This window comes from Actinomyces sp. oral taxon 171 str. F0337 (assembly GCF_005696555.1).
Classification (GTDB): domain Bacteria; phylum Actinomycetota; class Actinomycetes; order Actinomycetales; family Actinomycetaceae; genus Actinomyces; species Actinomyces oris_E.
Map to the genome: position 1 here is coordinate 723,986 of NZ_CP040005.1, position 15,361 is coordinate 739,346.

At 66.4% G+C, this 15,361-nt stretch carries 18 protein-coding genes; 16 read left to right on the forward strand and 2 right to left on the reverse strand.

All coding sequences use genetic code 11. The features are described from left to right. The first annotated feature begins 8 nt into the window (after positions 1–8). The 15 genes from rpsH to rplQ all read left to right on the forward strand — a co-directional run bounded on the left by rpsH (position 9) and on the right by rplQ (position 9,593). On the forward strand, positions 9–407 hold the full coding sequence (rpsH, locus tag FBF36_RS03175) for a 30S ribosomal protein S8 (protein ID WP_009396384.1): 399 nt from the start codon (positions 9–11) through the stop codon (positions 405–407). A gap of 21 nt (positions 408–428) precedes the next feature. Continuing rightward, positions 429–968, forward strand: coding sequence for a 50S ribosomal protein L6 (gene rplF, locus FBF36_RS03180; RefSeq protein ID WP_003781878.1), 540 nt, complete (start codon positions 429–431; stop codon positions 966–968). Positions 969–970: 2 nt separating this feature from the next. Then, positions 971–1,351, forward strand: a complete 381-nt coding sequence (gene rplR / locus FBF36_RS03185; protein ID WP_003789309.1) for a 50S ribosomal protein L18 — start codon at positions 971–973, stop codon at positions 1,349–1,351. 34 nt (positions 1,352–1,385) lie between these two features. Further along, complete coding sequence (rpsE, locus tag FBF36_RS03190; RefSeq protein ID WP_003781868.1) at positions 1,386–2,093, forward strand: 30S ribosomal protein S5; 708 nt, start codon at positions 1,386–1,388, stop codon at positions 2,091–2,093. After that, entirely contained in the window at positions 2,093–2,299 is a 207-nt protein-coding gene (gene rpmD, locus FBF36_RS03195) for a 50S ribosomal protein L30 (protein WP_009396392.1), read from the forward strand. Before rpsE ends, rpmD begins: the two co-directional genes overlap by 1 nt. Position 2,300: 1 nt before the next feature. After that, entirely contained in the window at positions 2,301–2,777 is a 477-nt protein-coding gene (rplO, locus tag FBF36_RS03200) for a 50S ribosomal protein L15 (protein WP_003789315.1), read from the forward strand. Positions 2,778–3,129: 352 nt separating this feature from the next. Next, on the forward strand, positions 3,130–4,434 hold the full coding sequence (gene secY, locus FBF36_RS03205) for a preprotein translocase subunit SecY (RefSeq protein WP_009396396.1): 1,305 nt from the start codon (positions 3,130–3,132) through the stop codon (positions 4,432–4,434). Continuing rightward, positions 4,431–5,018 carry an adenylate kinase gene (locus tag FBF36_RS03210; protein WP_009396398.1) on the forward strand — a complete coding sequence of 196 codons (588 nt, stop codon included), beginning with the start codon at positions 4,431–4,433 and terminating at the stop codon, positions 5,016–5,018. Before secY ends, FBF36_RS03210 begins: the two co-directional genes overlap by 4 nt. 135 nt (positions 5,019–5,153) lie before the next feature. Next, positions 5,154–6,035: a type I methionyl aminopeptidase gene (map, locus tag FBF36_RS03215; RefSeq protein WP_009396400.1), complete on the forward strand. Its 882-nt coding sequence runs from the start codon at positions 5,154–5,156 to the stop codon at positions 6,033–6,035. A 271-nt stretch (positions 6,036–6,306) separates the two neighbouring features. Further along, positions 6,307–6,528 carry a translation initiation factor IF-1 gene (gene infA / locus FBF36_RS03220; protein ID WP_003781847.1) on the forward strand — a complete coding sequence of 74 codons (222 nt, stop codon included), beginning with the start codon at positions 6,307–6,309 and terminating at the stop codon, positions 6,526–6,528. Between the two features lie 33 nt (positions 6,529–6,561). Further along, the gene (gene rpmJ, locus FBF36_RS03225) at positions 6,562–6,675 is read left to right on the forward strand and encodes a 50S ribosomal protein L36 (RefSeq protein ID WP_003781903.1); all 114 of its coding nucleotides are present in this window, start codon (positions 6,562–6,564) and stop codon (positions 6,673–6,675) included. A gap of 165 nt (positions 6,676–6,840) precedes the next feature. Further along, the gene (rpsM, locus tag FBF36_RS03230) at positions 6,841–7,215 is read left to right on the forward strand and encodes a 30S ribosomal protein S13 (RefSeq protein ID WP_010614542.1); all 375 of its coding nucleotides are present in this window, start codon (positions 6,841–6,843) and stop codon (positions 7,213–7,215) included. Between the two features lie 62 nt (positions 7,216–7,277). After that, positions 7,278–7,679 carry a 30S ribosomal protein S11 gene (rpsK, locus tag FBF36_RS03235; protein ID WP_009396406.1) on the forward strand — a complete coding sequence of 134 codons (402 nt, stop codon included), beginning with the start codon at positions 7,278–7,280 and terminating at the stop codon, positions 7,677–7,679. Between the two features lie 156 nt (positions 7,680–7,835). After that, positions 7,836–8,837 carry a DNA-directed RNA polymerase subunit alpha gene (locus FBF36_RS03240; RefSeq protein ID WP_034492318.1) on the forward strand — a complete coding sequence of 334 codons (1,002 nt, stop codon included), beginning with the start codon at positions 7,836–7,838 and terminating at the stop codon, positions 8,835–8,837. Positions 8,838–8,867: 30 nt separating this feature from the next. Then, positions 8,868–9,593, forward strand: a complete 726-nt coding sequence (rplQ, locus tag FBF36_RS03245) for a 50S ribosomal protein L17 (RefSeq protein ID WP_009396410.1) — start codon at positions 8,868–8,870, stop codon at positions 9,591–9,593. A 109-nt stretch (positions 9,594–9,702) separates the two neighbouring features. Here the strand turns inward: rplQ and FBF36_RS13405 are convergent, their stop codons facing one another. Then, entirely contained in the window at positions 9,703–11,181 is a 1,479-nt protein-coding gene (locus FBF36_RS13405) for a tetratricopeptide repeat protein (protein ID WP_225792448.1), read from the reverse strand. Between the two features lie 438 nt (positions 11,182–11,619). Between FBF36_RS13405 and FBF36_RS13410 the strand changes: the two genes are divergently transcribed. Further along, entirely contained in the window at positions 11,620–12,183 is a 564-nt protein-coding gene (locus FBF36_RS13410) for a hypothetical protein (RefSeq protein ID WP_225792449.1), read from the forward strand. A gap of 1,267 nt (positions 12,184–13,450) precedes the next feature. Here FBF36_RS13410 and FBF36_RS03255 read toward each other — a convergent pair. Next, entirely contained in the window at positions 13,451–15,280 is a 1,830-nt protein-coding gene (locus FBF36_RS03255; RefSeq protein ID WP_034491979.1) for a tetratricopeptide repeat protein, read from the reverse strand. Between the last annotated feature and the right edge of the window lie 81 nt (positions 15,281–15,361).

A 15,361-nucleotide genomic window follows, 5' to 3' on the forward strand; every position in this document is an offset into this window, starting at 1 on the left:
GCCCACTCATGACAATGACAGACCCCATCGCAGACATGCTGACCCGTCTGCGCAACGCAAACAGCGCCTACCACGACACCGTGTCGATGCCGTCGAGCAAGCTCAAGGTGAACATCGCTGAGATGCTCAAGTCCGAGGGCTTCATCGCCGGCTACGAGGTCACGGACGCCGAGGTCGGCAAGACGCTCACGCTGAGCCTCAAGTACGGAGCCAACCGCCAGCGGGCCATCCAGGGCCTGCGCCGGATCTCCAAGCCCGGCCTGCGCGTCTACGCCAAGTCCACCAACCTGCCCAAGGTCCTCGGCGGCCTGGGAGTGGCGATCCTGTCCACCTCCTCCGGCCTCCTGACCGACAAGCAGGCCGAGTCGCGTGGCGTGGGCGGCGAAGTCCTCGCCTACGTCTGGTAAGAGAAGGAACGGAGGAAAACCATGTCTCGTATTGGACGGCTCCCCGTTCCGGTTCCTGCCGGAGTGGACGTCACCATTGACGGCCAGGACGTGACGGTCAAGGGCCCCAAGGGCACCCTGTCCCGCACGATCAGTGAGCCCCTGAGCGTCACCCGCCAGGAGGACGGCTCCATCCTGGTCACGCGCCCCGACGACGAGCGCCGCTCGCGCTCGCTGCACGGACTGTCGCGCACACTCATCAACAACATGGTGATCGGCGTCACCGAGGGCTACAGCAAGCAGCTCGAGATCGTCGGCACCGGTTACCGCGTCGCCGCCAAGGGCCAGGGCATCGAGCTCTCCCTCGGCTTCTCCCACACCGTGACCGTTGAGCCCCCCGAGGGCATCACCTTCACGGTCGACGGCAACCTGAAGATCACCGTCTCCGGTATCTCCAAGGAGCAGGTCGGCGAGGTCGCGGCGAACATTCGCAAGATCCGTCCGCCGGAGCCCTACAAGGGCAAGGGCGTGCGCTACGCCGGCGAGAACGTGCGCCGCAAGGTCGGAAAGGCTGGTAAGTGACCATGGCTTACTCGATCAAGAGGGGCAAGGGCAACCCCCGCGCCATCGCCCGCAAGATCCGTCACCAGCGCGTGCGCAAGCACATCTCCGGCACGCCAGAGCGTCCCCGCCTGGTGGTCACCCGCTCCAACCGCCACATGGTGGCTCAGGTCGTGGACGACACCATCGGTCACACCCTGTGCGCCGCCTCCACCCTGGAGGAGGCCGCCAAGGGTGTCGAGGGCCACAAGGTGGGCGCCGCCCACAAGGTCGGCGAGCTCATCGCCGAGCGTGCCAAGGCGCTGGGCATCGAGGCAGTCGTGTTCGACCGCGGCGGCAACAAGTACCACGGCCGTGTCGCGGCCGTCGCCGAGGGCGCCCGCGAGGGCGGCCTGAAGCTGTGAGCACTGAGACGACGAGAAAGCAGAGGAACATCTGATGGCTGCACCGCAGCGAGACAGGTCCGCGTCGTCCGACGGCTCGGCCCAGCGCGAGAACGACGAGCGCCGGGGCGAGGGCCGCGGCCGCCGCGACCGCAACAACGACCGCCGCGACCGTGGTCGCGGCAACGACGACAAGTACATCGAGCGCGTCGTCACCATCAACCGCGTGTCCAAGGTCGTCAAGGGCGGCCGTCGCTTCACCTTCACGGCTCTCGTGGTCGTCGGTGACGGTGAGGGCACCGTCGGCGTGGGCTACGGCAAGGCGAAGGAAGTTCCCGCCGCCATCGCCAAGGCCGTCGAGATCGCGAAGAAGAACTTCTTCCACGTCCCGATGATCCGCCGCACCATCCCGCACCTGGTCCAGGGCGAGGACTCCGCCGGAGTCGTTCTCCTGCGTCCGGCGTCCCCCGGTACCGGTGTTATCGCCGGTGGTCCGGTGCGTGCCGTGCTGGACTGCGCCGGTGTCCACGACATCCTGTCCAAGTCGCTGGGCTCCTCCAACGCGATCAACATCGTGCACGCCACGGTGGACGCCCTCAAGCAGCTTGAGCAGCCCGAGGCCGTCGCGGCCCGCCGTGGCCTGCCCCTGGAGGACGTCGCTCCGCAGTCCATGCTGCGGGCCCGCGCCGAGGGCGAGGCCGACAAGCGCGCTCAGGCCGAGAAGCAGGAGGCCGAGAAGGCCGCTGAAGGAGTGGGTGCGTGATGGCTGAGTCCGCATCGAAGCAGATGACCAAGCAGCTCAAGGTCACTCAGGTCCGCTCTGGCATCGGGGGCACCCACCGCCAGCGCGAGTCCCTCAAGACCCTGGGTCTGCGCAAGATCCGCCAGTCCGTCGTGCGTGAGGACAGCCCCAGCGTGCGCGGCCTGATTGCCACGGTGCACCACCTGGTCACCGTTGAGGAGGTCTGAGATGGCTGACACCGAGAACACGCAGGAGGAGAAGGTGCGCGTCGTCAAGCTGCACCACCTGCGTCCCGCCCCCGGCGCCAAGAAGGCCAAGACCCGCGTGGGTCGTGGTGAGGCGTCCAAGGGTAAGACCGCCGGTCGCGGTACCAAGGGCACCAAGGCCCGTTACCAGGTTCGTCCTGGTTTCGAGGGTGGCCAGATGCCGCTGCACATGCGTCTTCCCAAGCTGCGCGGCTTCCGCAACCCCAACCGGGTCGAGTTCCAGCCCGTGAACGTCGGCCGCATCGCCGAGCTGTTCCCCGAGGGCGGCACGGTGACCGTGGAGGACCTCGTCGCCAAGGGCGCGGTTCGCAAGAACCAGCTCGTCAAGGTCCTCGGCGGCGGCGACGTCACCGTGGCCCTGACGCTCACGGTCGACGCCTGGTCCGGCTCCGCCAAGGAGAAGATCGAGGCCGCCGGCGGCACCATCGCCACGCGCTGAACACTGTCAGGCCGTGCCCGTCAGGGAGGTGACTCCCTGAGGGAGCGGCTCTGACGAATCGCGAGATCACAGACCCCGGCGGTCCAGGGAAACCTGGGCCACCGGGGTCTGTCATGCCCCGACTTCGCACAGCGAGACGGCTCCTGCGCGCCAGCGTCGAGGTGCCTTGGATCACCCCGGGCTACCTCACCGGGACGAGACGTGAGAAAACCCGCACCTCAGCCACGTTGCAAGCCCGTCTCAGCGCCCAGGTCTCGAGCTCGGCGGGGTAGTCTGGGCCGGGCGCAGTTCCCCTGCGCTCAGCCTTGCTGCCCGCACGGCCGAACCCACCCCCGAGTCCACAGGAGATCGAGTGCTCAGCGCGTTCACTCAGGCGTTCAGAACGCCAGACCTCAGGGCGAAGCTGCTCTTCACCCTCGGCATCATGGCCCTGTTCCGGCTCGGGTCGATCCTGCCGGCCCCCGGCGTCAACCTGGCCAACGCCAAGCAATGCATCGCTGCTGCTGAGGATCAGAATCTTCTCAGCCTCGTCAACGTCTTCTCCGGTGGCGCGCTGCTCCAGCTGAGCGTCTTCGCGCTGGGCATCATGCCCTACATCACCGCCTCCATCATCATCCAGCTCCTGAAGGTCGTCATCCCCCGCTTCGAGGAGCTCCACAAGGAGGGGCAGGCGGGCACTGCCAAGCTCACCGAGTACACCCGCTACCTCACCATCGGCCTGGGCCTGCTCCAGTCCAGCACCATCGTGGCCACGGCCAAGAGCGGCGCGCTCTTCCAAGGCTGTGATGAGAAGATAGCTACGCAGATTATCCCCAACGACTCGGTGGTTGCCCTCCTGCTCATCGTCATTACCATGACCGCCGGCACCGGCCTCATCATGTGGTTGGGTGAGCTCATCACCGAGCGCGGCATCGGCAACGGCATGTCGCTGCTCATCTTCACCTCCATCGTGGCCCAGTTCCCCTCCAACATGTTCTCCATCGCCGGAGGCAACAACGGGGCGGCCAACTTCGCCATCATCGTGGCCGTCGTCCTCCTGGCCACCCTGGCGGTCGTCTACATCGAGCAGGCCCAGCGGCGCATCCCCGTGCAGTACGCCAAGCGAATGATCGGGCGCCGCCAGTACGGCGGATCCACCACCTACATCCCGGTCAAGATCAACACCGCCGGCGTCATCCCGGTCATCTTCGCCTCATCGATCCTGGCCATGCCCCAGCTCGTCGCCGGCTTCGGCAGCCCCACGAGCACGTGGGTGCAGTGGATCCAGACCCACCTGCAGCAGACGCACCCGATCTACCTGACCGCCTACGGCGTCCTCATCCTGTTCTTCGCCTTCTTCTACACGGCCATCACCTTCGACTCCGAGGAGATCGCGGACAACATGAAGCGCTACGGCGGCTTCATCCCCGGCATCCGCGCCGGCGAGCCCACCGTGCGCTACCTGTCCTACGTCATCAACCGCATTACGACGGTGGGCTCCATCTACCTGGTGGTCCTCGCCCTCATCCCGACGCTCGCCGTCATCTGGCTGGACCTGGCGCAGCACCTGCCCTTCGGTGGAACCACTATCCTCATCATGGTGGGCGTGGGCCTCCAGACGGTCAAGGAGGTCAACTCCCAGCTGCAGCAGCGTCACTACGAAGGGTTCTTGTCATGAGCGCACGCATGGTTCTTCTCGGTCCACCCGGAGCGGGCAAGGGCACCCAGGCCGCACGGATCGCTGAGCGCCTCGGCATCCCGGCCATCTCCACCGGAGACATCTTCCGCGCCAACGTCGCCGGCGCCACCGAGCTCGGCACCCAGGCCAAGGCCTACATGGACAAGGGCGAGTACGTGCCCGACTCCATCACCAACGCCATGGTCGCCGACCGCATCGCCCAGGCCGACTGCAGGGCCGGCTTCCTCCTGGACGGCTACCCACGCACCACCGCGCAGGTCGGTGAGCTCGACTCCATGCTGAAGAACTCGAGTCTGGCCCTCGACGTCGTCGTCGAGATCACCGCCGACGCCGAGGCCGTCGTCGCCCGCCTGCTCAAGCGGGCCGGTGAGCAGGGACGCGCTGACGACACCGAGCCCGTCATCCGCCGTCGCCTCGAGGTCTATGCCGAGTCCACCGCGCCGCTGGCCGATATCTACGACGAGCGCGGCCTGCTCGTTCAGGTCGACGGCATGGGCGAGATCGACGTCGTCACCGATCGCATCATGGAGGCGCTCGCCGCCCGCGGCATCACCGGCTCCTGAAGCCCAACTCACCGGCGGGTCGTCTGTTCACGCGGACGACCCGCCTGCGCATGCTCCGGCTCGTCCCCGTGCCTGACGGGGTGCTCGCCGGATCGCCCGGTCCACCCCCGTTCCACATGACCACAGGAGGCGCCCGTGCTCTCACGCGAACAGATCCAGATCAAGACGCCGGAGCAGGTCCGTCTCATGCGCCGGGCCGGGCTCGTCGTCGCCGACATCCACGCCGCCCTGCGCAAGGCGGTGCGCGCCGGGGTCACTACCGCCGAGCTCGATGCCGTCTCAGCCGGCGTCATCGAGGCCGCCGGTGCCCACTCCAACTTCCTGGGCTACTACGACTACCCGGCCACCGTGTGCATCTCCGTCAACGACGAGGTCGTCCACGGCATCCCCGGTGCGCGGGTCCTGAACAACGGCGACCTGGTCACCTTCGACTGCGGCGCCTACATCGTTGACGACGACGGCACCCAGTGGCACGGCGACGCCGCCTTCACCACCGTCGTCGGCGGAACGTACCTGAGCGAGAGCGACCGGCTCGTGGACACCACCACCCGGCGGGCCCTGTGGGAGGCCGTCGCCGCCGTCGCCCGCGCTGCGGCAGGGGAGGGGAGCGGGCGCGAGCTGCGCCTCAATGCGGTCGGCGACGCCGTCGAGGCCGTTGTCGCGGACGTGGCCGAGCGGGAGGGCCACGAGCTAGGCATCCTCCAGGAGTACGTCGGCCACGGCATCGGCACGAGCATGCACATGGCCCCCGACGTCCTCAACTACTCCGTCAAACGGCGTGGCCCCCGCCTGCGCCCCGGCATGGTGCTGGCCATTGAGCCCATGCTCACCGCCGGCAGCCCGGCCACACGCGAGCTCGACGACGGCTGGACCGTCGTCACCCAGGACGGCTCCCACGCCGCCCAGTGGGAGCACACCGTGGCCATCGTCCCCGGTGGCGTGTGGGTCCTCACCGCACCCGACGGCGGCGCCGAGGGGCTGGCTCCTTTCGGCATCGAGCCCACGGCGCTGGGCTGAGACCCTGAGTCAGGGGTCGTGAGGACCCGCTCGCCTGCGGTGTGTCAGGAAACACCGCGTGATCGCGCCATCTGGCATGGTGGAGCCCGGGCCGTCTGCCGTAAAGTTATCCGCTGGACGCGCGTCCGTCGATGACGTATGCCCGCATCACGCAATCGGGGCCCTGGCAACAGGGGACTGCCCGTGGTAGGGCCTCTGCGACGGCGACCGCGGCTGCCCGGCGACGTCGTCGTCGGGGTGAACTCGAGCGAGAAAGCACCGATGGAGGAACATGGCTAAGAAGGACGGAGTCATCGAGGTCGAGGGATCGGTCGTCGAGGCCCTTCCGAACGCGATGTTCCGGGTGGAGCTGAGCAACGGGCACGTCGTGCTCGCGCACATCTCCGGAAAGATGCGGCAGCACTACATCCGCATCCTCCCCGAGGACCGGGTGGTCGTGGAGCTGAGCCCCTACGACCTCTCCCGCGGCCGAATCGTCTACCGGTACAAGTGACATGCCGGCTCCCAGAGCCGGCGGAGGAACATCATGAAGGTCAAGCCGAGCGTCAAGAAGATCTGTGACAGCTGCAAGGTGATTCGTCGCCACGGCCGCGTCATGGTCATCTGCGAGAACCCGCGGCACAAGCAGCGTCAGGGCTGAGTCCCCGGCGCCGGGCCGCACAGAGACCTGGGCGGCCCTTTCCAGCACCCATCCCAGCGCACCCGCACTGCGGGTCCGCAACCCCCGGTTCTCGGAGGCCGGGGCCACCAGGCGAGGTGGGGGAGATGGGTGACGACCTCCGGGAGCACACAGGAGAACCACACCGTGGCACGCATTTCCGGTGTCGACCTGCCTCGCGAGAAGCGAGTCGAGATCGCACTCACCTACATCTTCGGGATCGGACGCACCCGCGCGGACGAGACCCTGAAGGCGACGGGCGTCAACCCCGACACCCGCGTCAAGGACCTCACCGAGGAGGAGCTGGTCAAGCTCCGCACCCACATCGACGGCAACTACCAGGTTGAGGGTGACCTGCGTCGTGAGGTCCAGGCGGACATCCGCCGCAAGATCGAGATCGGCTGCTACCAGGGCCTGCGCCACCGCCGCCACCTGCCGGTGCACGGTCAGCGCACCAAGACCAACGCGCGTACCCGCAAGGGTCCCAAGCGCACCGTGGCCGGTAAGAAGAAGGCCAAGTAAGCAGCAGCTCGCGCCCCGCCCAGCGGAGAGCGCAGTGACGACCTCATCACGAAGAAGGAAGAATGCCTCCCAAGACCCGCCCCGCCGCGCGCAAGACGCGCCGCAAGGACCGCAAGAACGTCACCCACGGTCACGCCTACATCAAGTCCACCTTCAACAACACCATCGTCTCGCTGACGGACCCGCAGGGCGCCGTCATCGCCTGGTGCTCCTCCGGCCAGGTCGGCTTCAAGGGCTCGCGCAAGTCGACCCCTTACGCCGCCCAGCTCGCCGCCGAGGCCGCCGCCCGGCGCGCCCAGGAGCACGGCATGAAGAAGGTTGACGTCTTCGTCAAGGGTCCCGGCTCCGGCCGCGAGACCGCGATCCGCTCCCTCCAGGCCGCCGGCCTCGAGGTCGGCTCGATCACCGACGTCACCCCCCAGGCCTTCAACGGCTGCCGCCCGCCCAAGCGCCGCCGCGTCTGAGCTTCACGGGACGACGGCGCAGCCGGTGCTGCGTCGTCGTCTCACCACGTTCCGCCCCCACGGTGGGACGCGGAGTAGGGCCGGCCCGGTCGGGCCGGCGGCTCCACCCATGAGGAACGGCGTCATATAGCGGGCGCCGCGACGAAAGGAAACCACGTGCTCATTGCACAGCGACCCACGCTCACCGAGGAGGTCGTGGTCGAGGACCGCCGCTCGCGCTTCGTGCTCGAGCCCCTCGAGCCCGGCTTCGGCTACACGCTCGGCAACTCCCTGCGCCGCACGCTGCTGTCCTCCATCCCGGGGGCGGCCGTGACCAGCGTCCGCATCGACGGGGTGCCCCACGAGTTCCGCACGATCCCCGGGGTCAAGGAGGATGTCGCCCAGATCATCCTCAACATCAAGGAGATCGTCCTGTCCTCGGAGAACGACGAGCCGGTCGTCATGTATCTGCGCAAGTCCGGTCCGAGCGAGGTCACCGCCGGTGACATCACCCCGCCGGCCGGCGTCGAGATCCACAACCCCGAGCTGGTCATCGCCACTCTCAACGAGAAGGGCAAGCTGGAGATCGAGCTGACGGTCGAGCGTGGCCGCGGCTACGTCTCCGCCAACCAGAACAAGGACCCCAACGCGGAGATCTCCCGCATCCCGGTGGACTCGATCTACTCGCCGGTCAAGAAGGTCTCCTACTCCGTCGAGGCCACCCGTGTGGAGCAGCGCACCGACTTCGACCGTCTCATCGTCGACGTCGAGACCAAGTCCTCCATCACCCCGCGTGACGCCCTGGCCTCTGCCGGCAAGACGCTCGTGGAGCTCTTCGGCCTGGCCCGTGAGCTCAACGTCGAGGCCGAGGGCATCGAGGTCGGCCCCTCTCCGATTGACGAGGCCTTCCAGCAGGACCTGGCCCTCATGATCGACGAGCTCGACCTGCAGGCCCGCTCCTCCAACGCCCTCAAGCGCGAGGGCATCCACACCGTCGGTGAGCTCGTCTCGCGCAGCGAGGCCGACCTGCTCGACATCCGTAACTTCGGCGCCAAGTCCATCTCCGAGATCAAGGACAAGCTGGCCGAGCTGGGGCTCTCCCTCAAGGGCTCCCCGGTCGACTACGTCTCGGACGACGACTACGCCAACCCCACTTTCAGCGACGAGACCCAGGCCTGAGCCGGCTCGTTATTCACCTAGGAGACAACCATGCCTCGCCCCACTAAGGGTCCCCGTCTGGGCGGCAGTGCCCAGCACGAGCGTCACCTGCTCGCCAACCTGGCTACGCAGCTCATCGTTCACGAGTCGATCAAGACCACGGAGGCTCGCGCTCGTCGCCTGCGTCCCTACGTCGAGAAGCTCATCACCAAGGGCAAGCGCGGTGACCTGCACGCCCGCCGCACCGTGCTGAAGAAGGTGACGGACAAGTACGCCGTCTACCGCCTCTTCGAGGAGCTCGCCCCCAAGTTCGAGGGCCGCGAGGGCGGTTACACCCGCATCATCAAGACGACCCCCCGCAAGGGCGACAACGCCCCCATGGCGGTCATCTCCCTGGTGCTGGAGCCGGTTGCCCGTAAGGAGATCGTGGAGGACGCGGTCGCCACCGCCAAGAAGGCCGCCCAGAAGGCCGTCGCCGACGAGGACAAGGCCGAGAAGAAGGCCACGACCGAGAAGGCTGAGGAGAAGGCCGACAAGGCTGAGAAGGCTGACAAGGCCGAGTACGCCGGCGCGGTCCGCCTCGAGGAGGGCGCCACTGACGCTCCCGACGACGACCACCTGGTCAAGGGCAACGAGGACTCCATGAAGTACCACGTTCCCGGCTCGCGCTGGTACGACGCCACGGTTGCCGAGGTCTGGTTCGCCAGCGCCGAGGACGCCGAGGCCGCGGGCTTCGCCCCCGCCGGCGGCGCCGCCGCCCAGAAGGTCGAGAAGTGAGCCAGAGCTGACGCTCTGAGCTAATACTCCGGGAGGGCCGGTCACCTGATGGTGACCGGCCCTCCCCGTGTTTGTCGGCGGTAGGGGACGATGGCGACGTGGCGGAGCGTCAGGCGTCGTCCTCCTCCATCTCCTTCATCCGCTTGAGGACCGCGTTGCGCTCCTGCCGGATGCGGGCGGCCTCCTTAGCGTTGCCACTCCGCTCTAGGATGCTTGCGTACGTTTCGAGAGTGGTTGCGAAGCTGCCACTGAAGGCTTGGAAATGCTCACTGACCAGCTTCTGGTAGAGGTTGGTGGCTTCTTGGGCGGCCTGGAGGGCCTCATGGCGCTGTCCGTTGTCAGCTAGGCGGTTGGCGAGGTTGTTGAGGGATTTGGCGAGGTTGGGGGTGTAGGCGGCTGGGTTGTGCTTGGCCAGGGTCCGGTAGAGGTTGGTGGCTTCTTGGGCGGTCTGGAGGGCCTCATGGTGCTGTCCGTTGTCAGCTAGGCGGTTGGCGAGGTTGTTGAGGGATTTGGCGAGGTTGGGGGTGTAGGCGGCTGGGTTGTGCTTGGCCAGGGTCCGGTAGAGGTTGGTGGCTTCTTGGGCGGTCTGGAGGGCCTCATGGTGCTGTCCGTTGTCAGCTAGGCGGTTGGCGAGGTTGTTGAGGGACACGGCGAGGTTGGGGGTGTAGGCGGCTGGGTTGTGCTTGGCCAGGGTCCGGTAGAGGTTGGTGGCTTCCTGGGCGGTCTGCAGGGCCTTGTGTGGTTGTCCGTTGCTGTCCAGATAGATGGCGAGGTTGTTGAGGGACACGGCGAGGTCGGGGGTGTAGGCGGCTGGGTTGTGCTTGGCTAGTTTTCTGCGAATGGTGACTGCTTCTTGGGCGGTCTGCAGGGCCTTGTGTGGTTGTCCGTTGCTGTCCAGATAGATGGCGAGGTTGTTGAGGGAGCGGGCGAGGTTGGGGGTGTAGGCGGCTGGGTTGTGCTTGGCCAGGGTCCGGTAGAGGTTGGTGGCTTCCTGGGCGGTCTGGAGGGCCTCATGGTGCTGTCCGTTGTCAGCTAGGCGGTTGGCGAGGTTGATGAGGCACACGGCGAGGTCGGGGGTGTAGGCGGCTGGGTTGTGCTTGGCCAGGGTCCGGTAGAGGTTGGTGGCTTCCTGGGCGGTCTGCAGGGCCTTGTGTGGTTGTCCGTTGCTGTCCAGATAGATGGCGAGGTTGTTGAGGGAGCGGGCGAGGTCAGGGGTGTAGACGGCTGGGTTGTGCTTGGCTAGTTTTCTGCGAATGGTGACTGCTTCTTGGGCGGTCTGCAGGGCCTTGTGTGGTTGTCCGTTGCTGTCCAGATAGATGGCGAGGTTGTTGAGGGAGCGGGCGAGGTCAGGGGTGTAGACGGCTGGGTTGTGCTCGGCCAGGGTCCGGTAGAGGTTGGTGGCTTCGTGGACGGTCTGCAAGGCGTCGTGCGGTTGCCCGTTCTCCGCCTGGCTGCCAGCGAGGTTGTTGAGGGAGCTGGCGAGGTTGGGGGTGTAGGTGCCTGGGTTGTGCTCGGCCAGGGTCCGGTAGAGCTTGGTTGCTTCTCGTACGGCTTTGAGGGCCTCATCGTGTCTTCCGATATTGGCCAAGCATCTGCTAAGTGATAGTCTCCGTGAAGCATAGGTTGCTCGATCAATTTCAGAGGAGTCATCTGTCGGAGGGAGGATATTGGCTGAACATTGAGCAAGCTCGTATTCCAACAATGCGGTGAAGTATCCACTATCGGATAGAGTCTGCTGTGCCTCGTGGGCCTTGTTAGGGTCAATGTGGGGACGTACTGCGTTAATGAGTTTGGCGAAGCCCGCTGCGAGGTCTGGGCTCTGGGAGTTGACGGTCTCTGTGTGAACTGCCTGAGTGACTTCCGCTAGCACATCGTTGAGGATTCGTCCTACGTGCCCATCGAGGTGAGGATCTGTTGATATGCGTTCGAGGACAGTCCAGGTTCGTAGGGATGACGTTCCCACTCTGCTCGGGGACAAAAGCTCTTGGAGAAGAGGTACTAGGTCGTCAGCCTCGGAGACAATGAGGTGCTCGCCGATGCGGTCCGGCTCAAGGTTTTTGCACCACAAGGTCGAGTGCCCGTTACCGTTCGTGGGGGGTGGGTAGCAGTCTCGCAACCACTTGGCCAGGTCATCGGTGTTTTTGTCGGGGGTGGCCGGAAGAAGTCGGAGAAGGCTGATAGCGTCCTCTTCATCCTGGATATCGGCGAGCGTGGCGGCGGCCACTGCCTGGCGCGCCAGTTCCCGATTGAGGGATCGTCGCTTCTCGTCCTGTGCGTCGATGGGAGTTGCTGCGCCGTCATTCTGTCGTTCTCGGTCGGTGTTGACGGCGAGACTCTGAGGCCAGTGTTCGACCCAGTAGTGCTCCTCGTGGAGAAGAACTTCCTCGAACAACTCGCTCGGCGAGCAGCTAATCTGGGGATTTGGCAGGGGGTGTGCGTTCAGGAAGGCGTCGACTGTGACGAGCAGGGGCTGCGAATACACAGGATCACTGAGTCGACCAGTAAGTTCGGGCGATGGCGTAGACTCGGGAGAGCAGGTGAACGCCCTGTATGCATGAGTAAACAGATCTTTTCGTTCTGTGTCCGATAGCTCTTCATCGTTAAGTATGATTGTTGAGGCCTCATCAAGAACGCGGTTGAGGCCCTCATCCTTGGACTCCTGCGGGCGAAGAGCATCAAGCCATTCGTTGGAACTTCGATGGGTGACCGAAAGCGGAGACGGGCGGCGAACCAGGAAGGTGATCCGCACTCGTTGCCTCGCAGGATCCTCGGCTGCGCGGAGAGCAATGTTGATGACCTCTGTGACCGTCTCTGGTCGAGCCTCTGCGTAGTCGACCACGAGTAGCAGCGACGAAGCGTCGTCGCTGGTCGAGGTGCTGTCGGACTGTTCGATGTTCTGAAGGAATCCGGCTTGCCAGACCTCAGTGCCTCGGTGATGAGCGTTTGGCGTGGTGAGGCGTCGGCAGAGCTCCACCCCGAGGCGAGTCTTCCCAGACCCGCCGTCCCCGCCCAGAATGTGGATCGCGAATCGCTCCTCGCTTCGCGCCCACGTTTCCAATCGGGCGAGTGCTCCTGCACGGTCTAGGAAGGGGGTTGGGGTGGATTTGGCTCCCAGAAGCCGGACGATGCTCATACCTTCTGGTGCGAAGTTGTGCTGCGGTTGCGCGGGTTCTAGGGTCAGCCGTTGGTTTCCAATCTCGACTGTGAACGGAAGGAGAACCGGTGGAAGTTGTTGTCTGCGCCTGGCAATGCGCTGCTGGTGCCGCCATTGCTGCCACTTTCTCCATACCTGTATGAGTGCCCAACCGATCCCTGAAACAACTGCGGTGATAAGGGCAGCGATGAGGGCTCCGAGGGTGGCTGCGATGAAAGGATGGTTCGCCCACAGGTCGTCCAGCTGACCGATCCAGTCGAGCCACGATGGATTTGAGGACGTCGTCGGTACGGGAGAGGGAGACGGCTCTGTCACGGTACGGACCTCGGGGAGAAGAGGAAGACTGATGTAGGGCAGTCTACCGAGCAGCCGTTCGGTTTCTCACGGTTCCCCTACCGCTGCCACTACGGACGGACGGCGGCCGTGACGCACAGTGCGGTTGCGTAGGTCTGTTGTGGTCGTTCCCTTCGACCTCGGCTGATGGGTGACGGGGTCGAGCTTATGGTTAGTACAGGCCGTCTGCCTCGGCTGCGGTTGATCGGGGACGTACTTCGTTGACGAGAACTGCGATGTCCTCCAGATCACTGGGGGCGGGCCGCAGTCGTATGGGGGAGAAGTACGTCCTGGGCGCAGAACGCAGTCCTCGATCCGCCCGGCTTCGAGTCCACCACGTGCGCCAGCGCCGCCGGGCCGGCGCCGCCCCTCAGAATCCCCTGATGGAGTCCTCCAAGGCCTTGTCCTCTGTCATGGCCTCGCTCTCCTGGCGGATGCGGGCGGCGTCGGCCTCCCTGCCCGCCCACTCAAGGACTGACGCGTAGGTTCCCAACGCGCCGGCGAGCCCCCGGCTGAAGTCCTCCGGGCGCCTGCGGGCCAGGCTCCGGTAGAGGGCGACCGCCTCCCGTGCGGTCTCCAGGGCCTCGCCTCGGTGACCGGCCTCGGCCAGGCGTTTGGTGAGTCGGTGCAGGCACGGGGCCAGCGCCGGGGCGTGAGTCGCCGGGTCGCGCTCGGCCAGTTCTCGGCGGATGGCCGCCGTCTCCCGGATCGCGGCCAAGGCGGCGGAGCGGTCCCCGACGTCACTCAGGCACGTGGCCAGGTTGTGCAGGCAGGCCGCCAGGTCCGGCTTGTAGGCGGCCGGATCGACCTGGGCCAAACTCCGGTAGAAGGTGACCGCCTCCTGCACCGCGGCCAGGGCCTCGTGCGCACGCCCGGCCCGGCTGAGGTTCAAGGTGAGGATATTGAGCGCCCGAGCCAGATCGGCGGTATGAGGAGCCGGGTTGGTGCGGACCAGCTGCCGGTAGATGTCGATGGCCTCCCAGGCCATCGCGAAGGACTCCTGCAGCTGCCCGGCCGTGTACAGGTAGACGGCGAGGACGTACAGGGACTCAGCCAGGGCCGGGGTCTCAGTGCTGGGGCGGCTGTGCTCCAGGGCGCGTCGAATGCTGACCGCCTCCCGTGCCGAAGCCAGAGCGCGGTTCAGGCTGCCGCCGTCACGCAGGCAGGTGGCCTGGACCGTGAGGGCGTCTGCCAGGTCGGGCAGGTGGGTGTCGGGGGTGCTGTGGGCCAGAGCGCGAGCGAGGTTGACTGCTTGCTCGCCCGCGGCGAGTGCTTCACGGTGCCGCCCCACGTCGCTCAGGCGCCGAGCCTGTGTCCCCAGGGCATGGGCGGCCTTCGGTGAGTAGAGCGTCGGCGTGCGGCGGGCCAGTCCCCGGTAGAGCGCAGCGGCCTCCTCGGCCGCCTCCAGGGCCTTGGTTCGGCGCCCGACGGCGGCCCCACAGGCGGCCAGCACCTCCAGGGCACCGGCAAGATCGCCGGTGCAGGAACCGATCTCCTCCTCATCGAGGCGGCGGTAGAGACCCACGGCCTCCTGGGCCAGCTCGAGGGCCTCATCGACATATCCCACCGTGCGCAGTCGGGGAGCCAGACGGGCCAGGTCCGCCGCGAGTCGGCGCGTGTGCACATCCGGATCAGCCCGGACCAGACGCCGTCGGACGGTGAGGGCCTGCTGGGCGGTGACGAAGGCACCGCTCGGCCGGCCGGACTCACTCAGGCAGCAAGCGAGTGTGAACAGAGCCTCCGCCAAACCGGTCTCGTCGCAGAAGGGATCATGCCGGCTCAGGCTCCGGTAGAGGTCAACGGACTCCTGCGCGCTGGCCAGGGCGTCACGCAGATCGCCGGAGGCGCTCAGGACGACGGCGAGGCGGCACAAAGCCAGTGCCAGCCCAGGCATGTGGGCGTCGTAGTCGTGCCGGGTCAGACGCCGTCGGATCCGGACCGTTTCTCGCGAGATCGCGACCCCCTCACGCATGCGGCGCGCCTCGCGCAGGCGGGCCGCCATGACGGACAGGCCCTCAGCGAGGTCGGCCAGGTAGGTGTTCGGGGTGAGCCGGGCCAGGCCCCGGAGAACCTGGCATGCCTCCCGTGCAGCATCCAGCGCCTCCCCACGACGGCCCGACTCGGCCAGGCGCTCACTGAGCTCCAGCAGCCGACCGGCGCGAGCGCCCCCCTCAGGGGTGGCGCAGGGGGAGGACAACACGTCGGACAAGCCTCAGGAACTGGGGGAACAGTGGTGGGCTCACGCTAAACGGTGCGTGTGCGCCGCCGCGATGGGGAGATG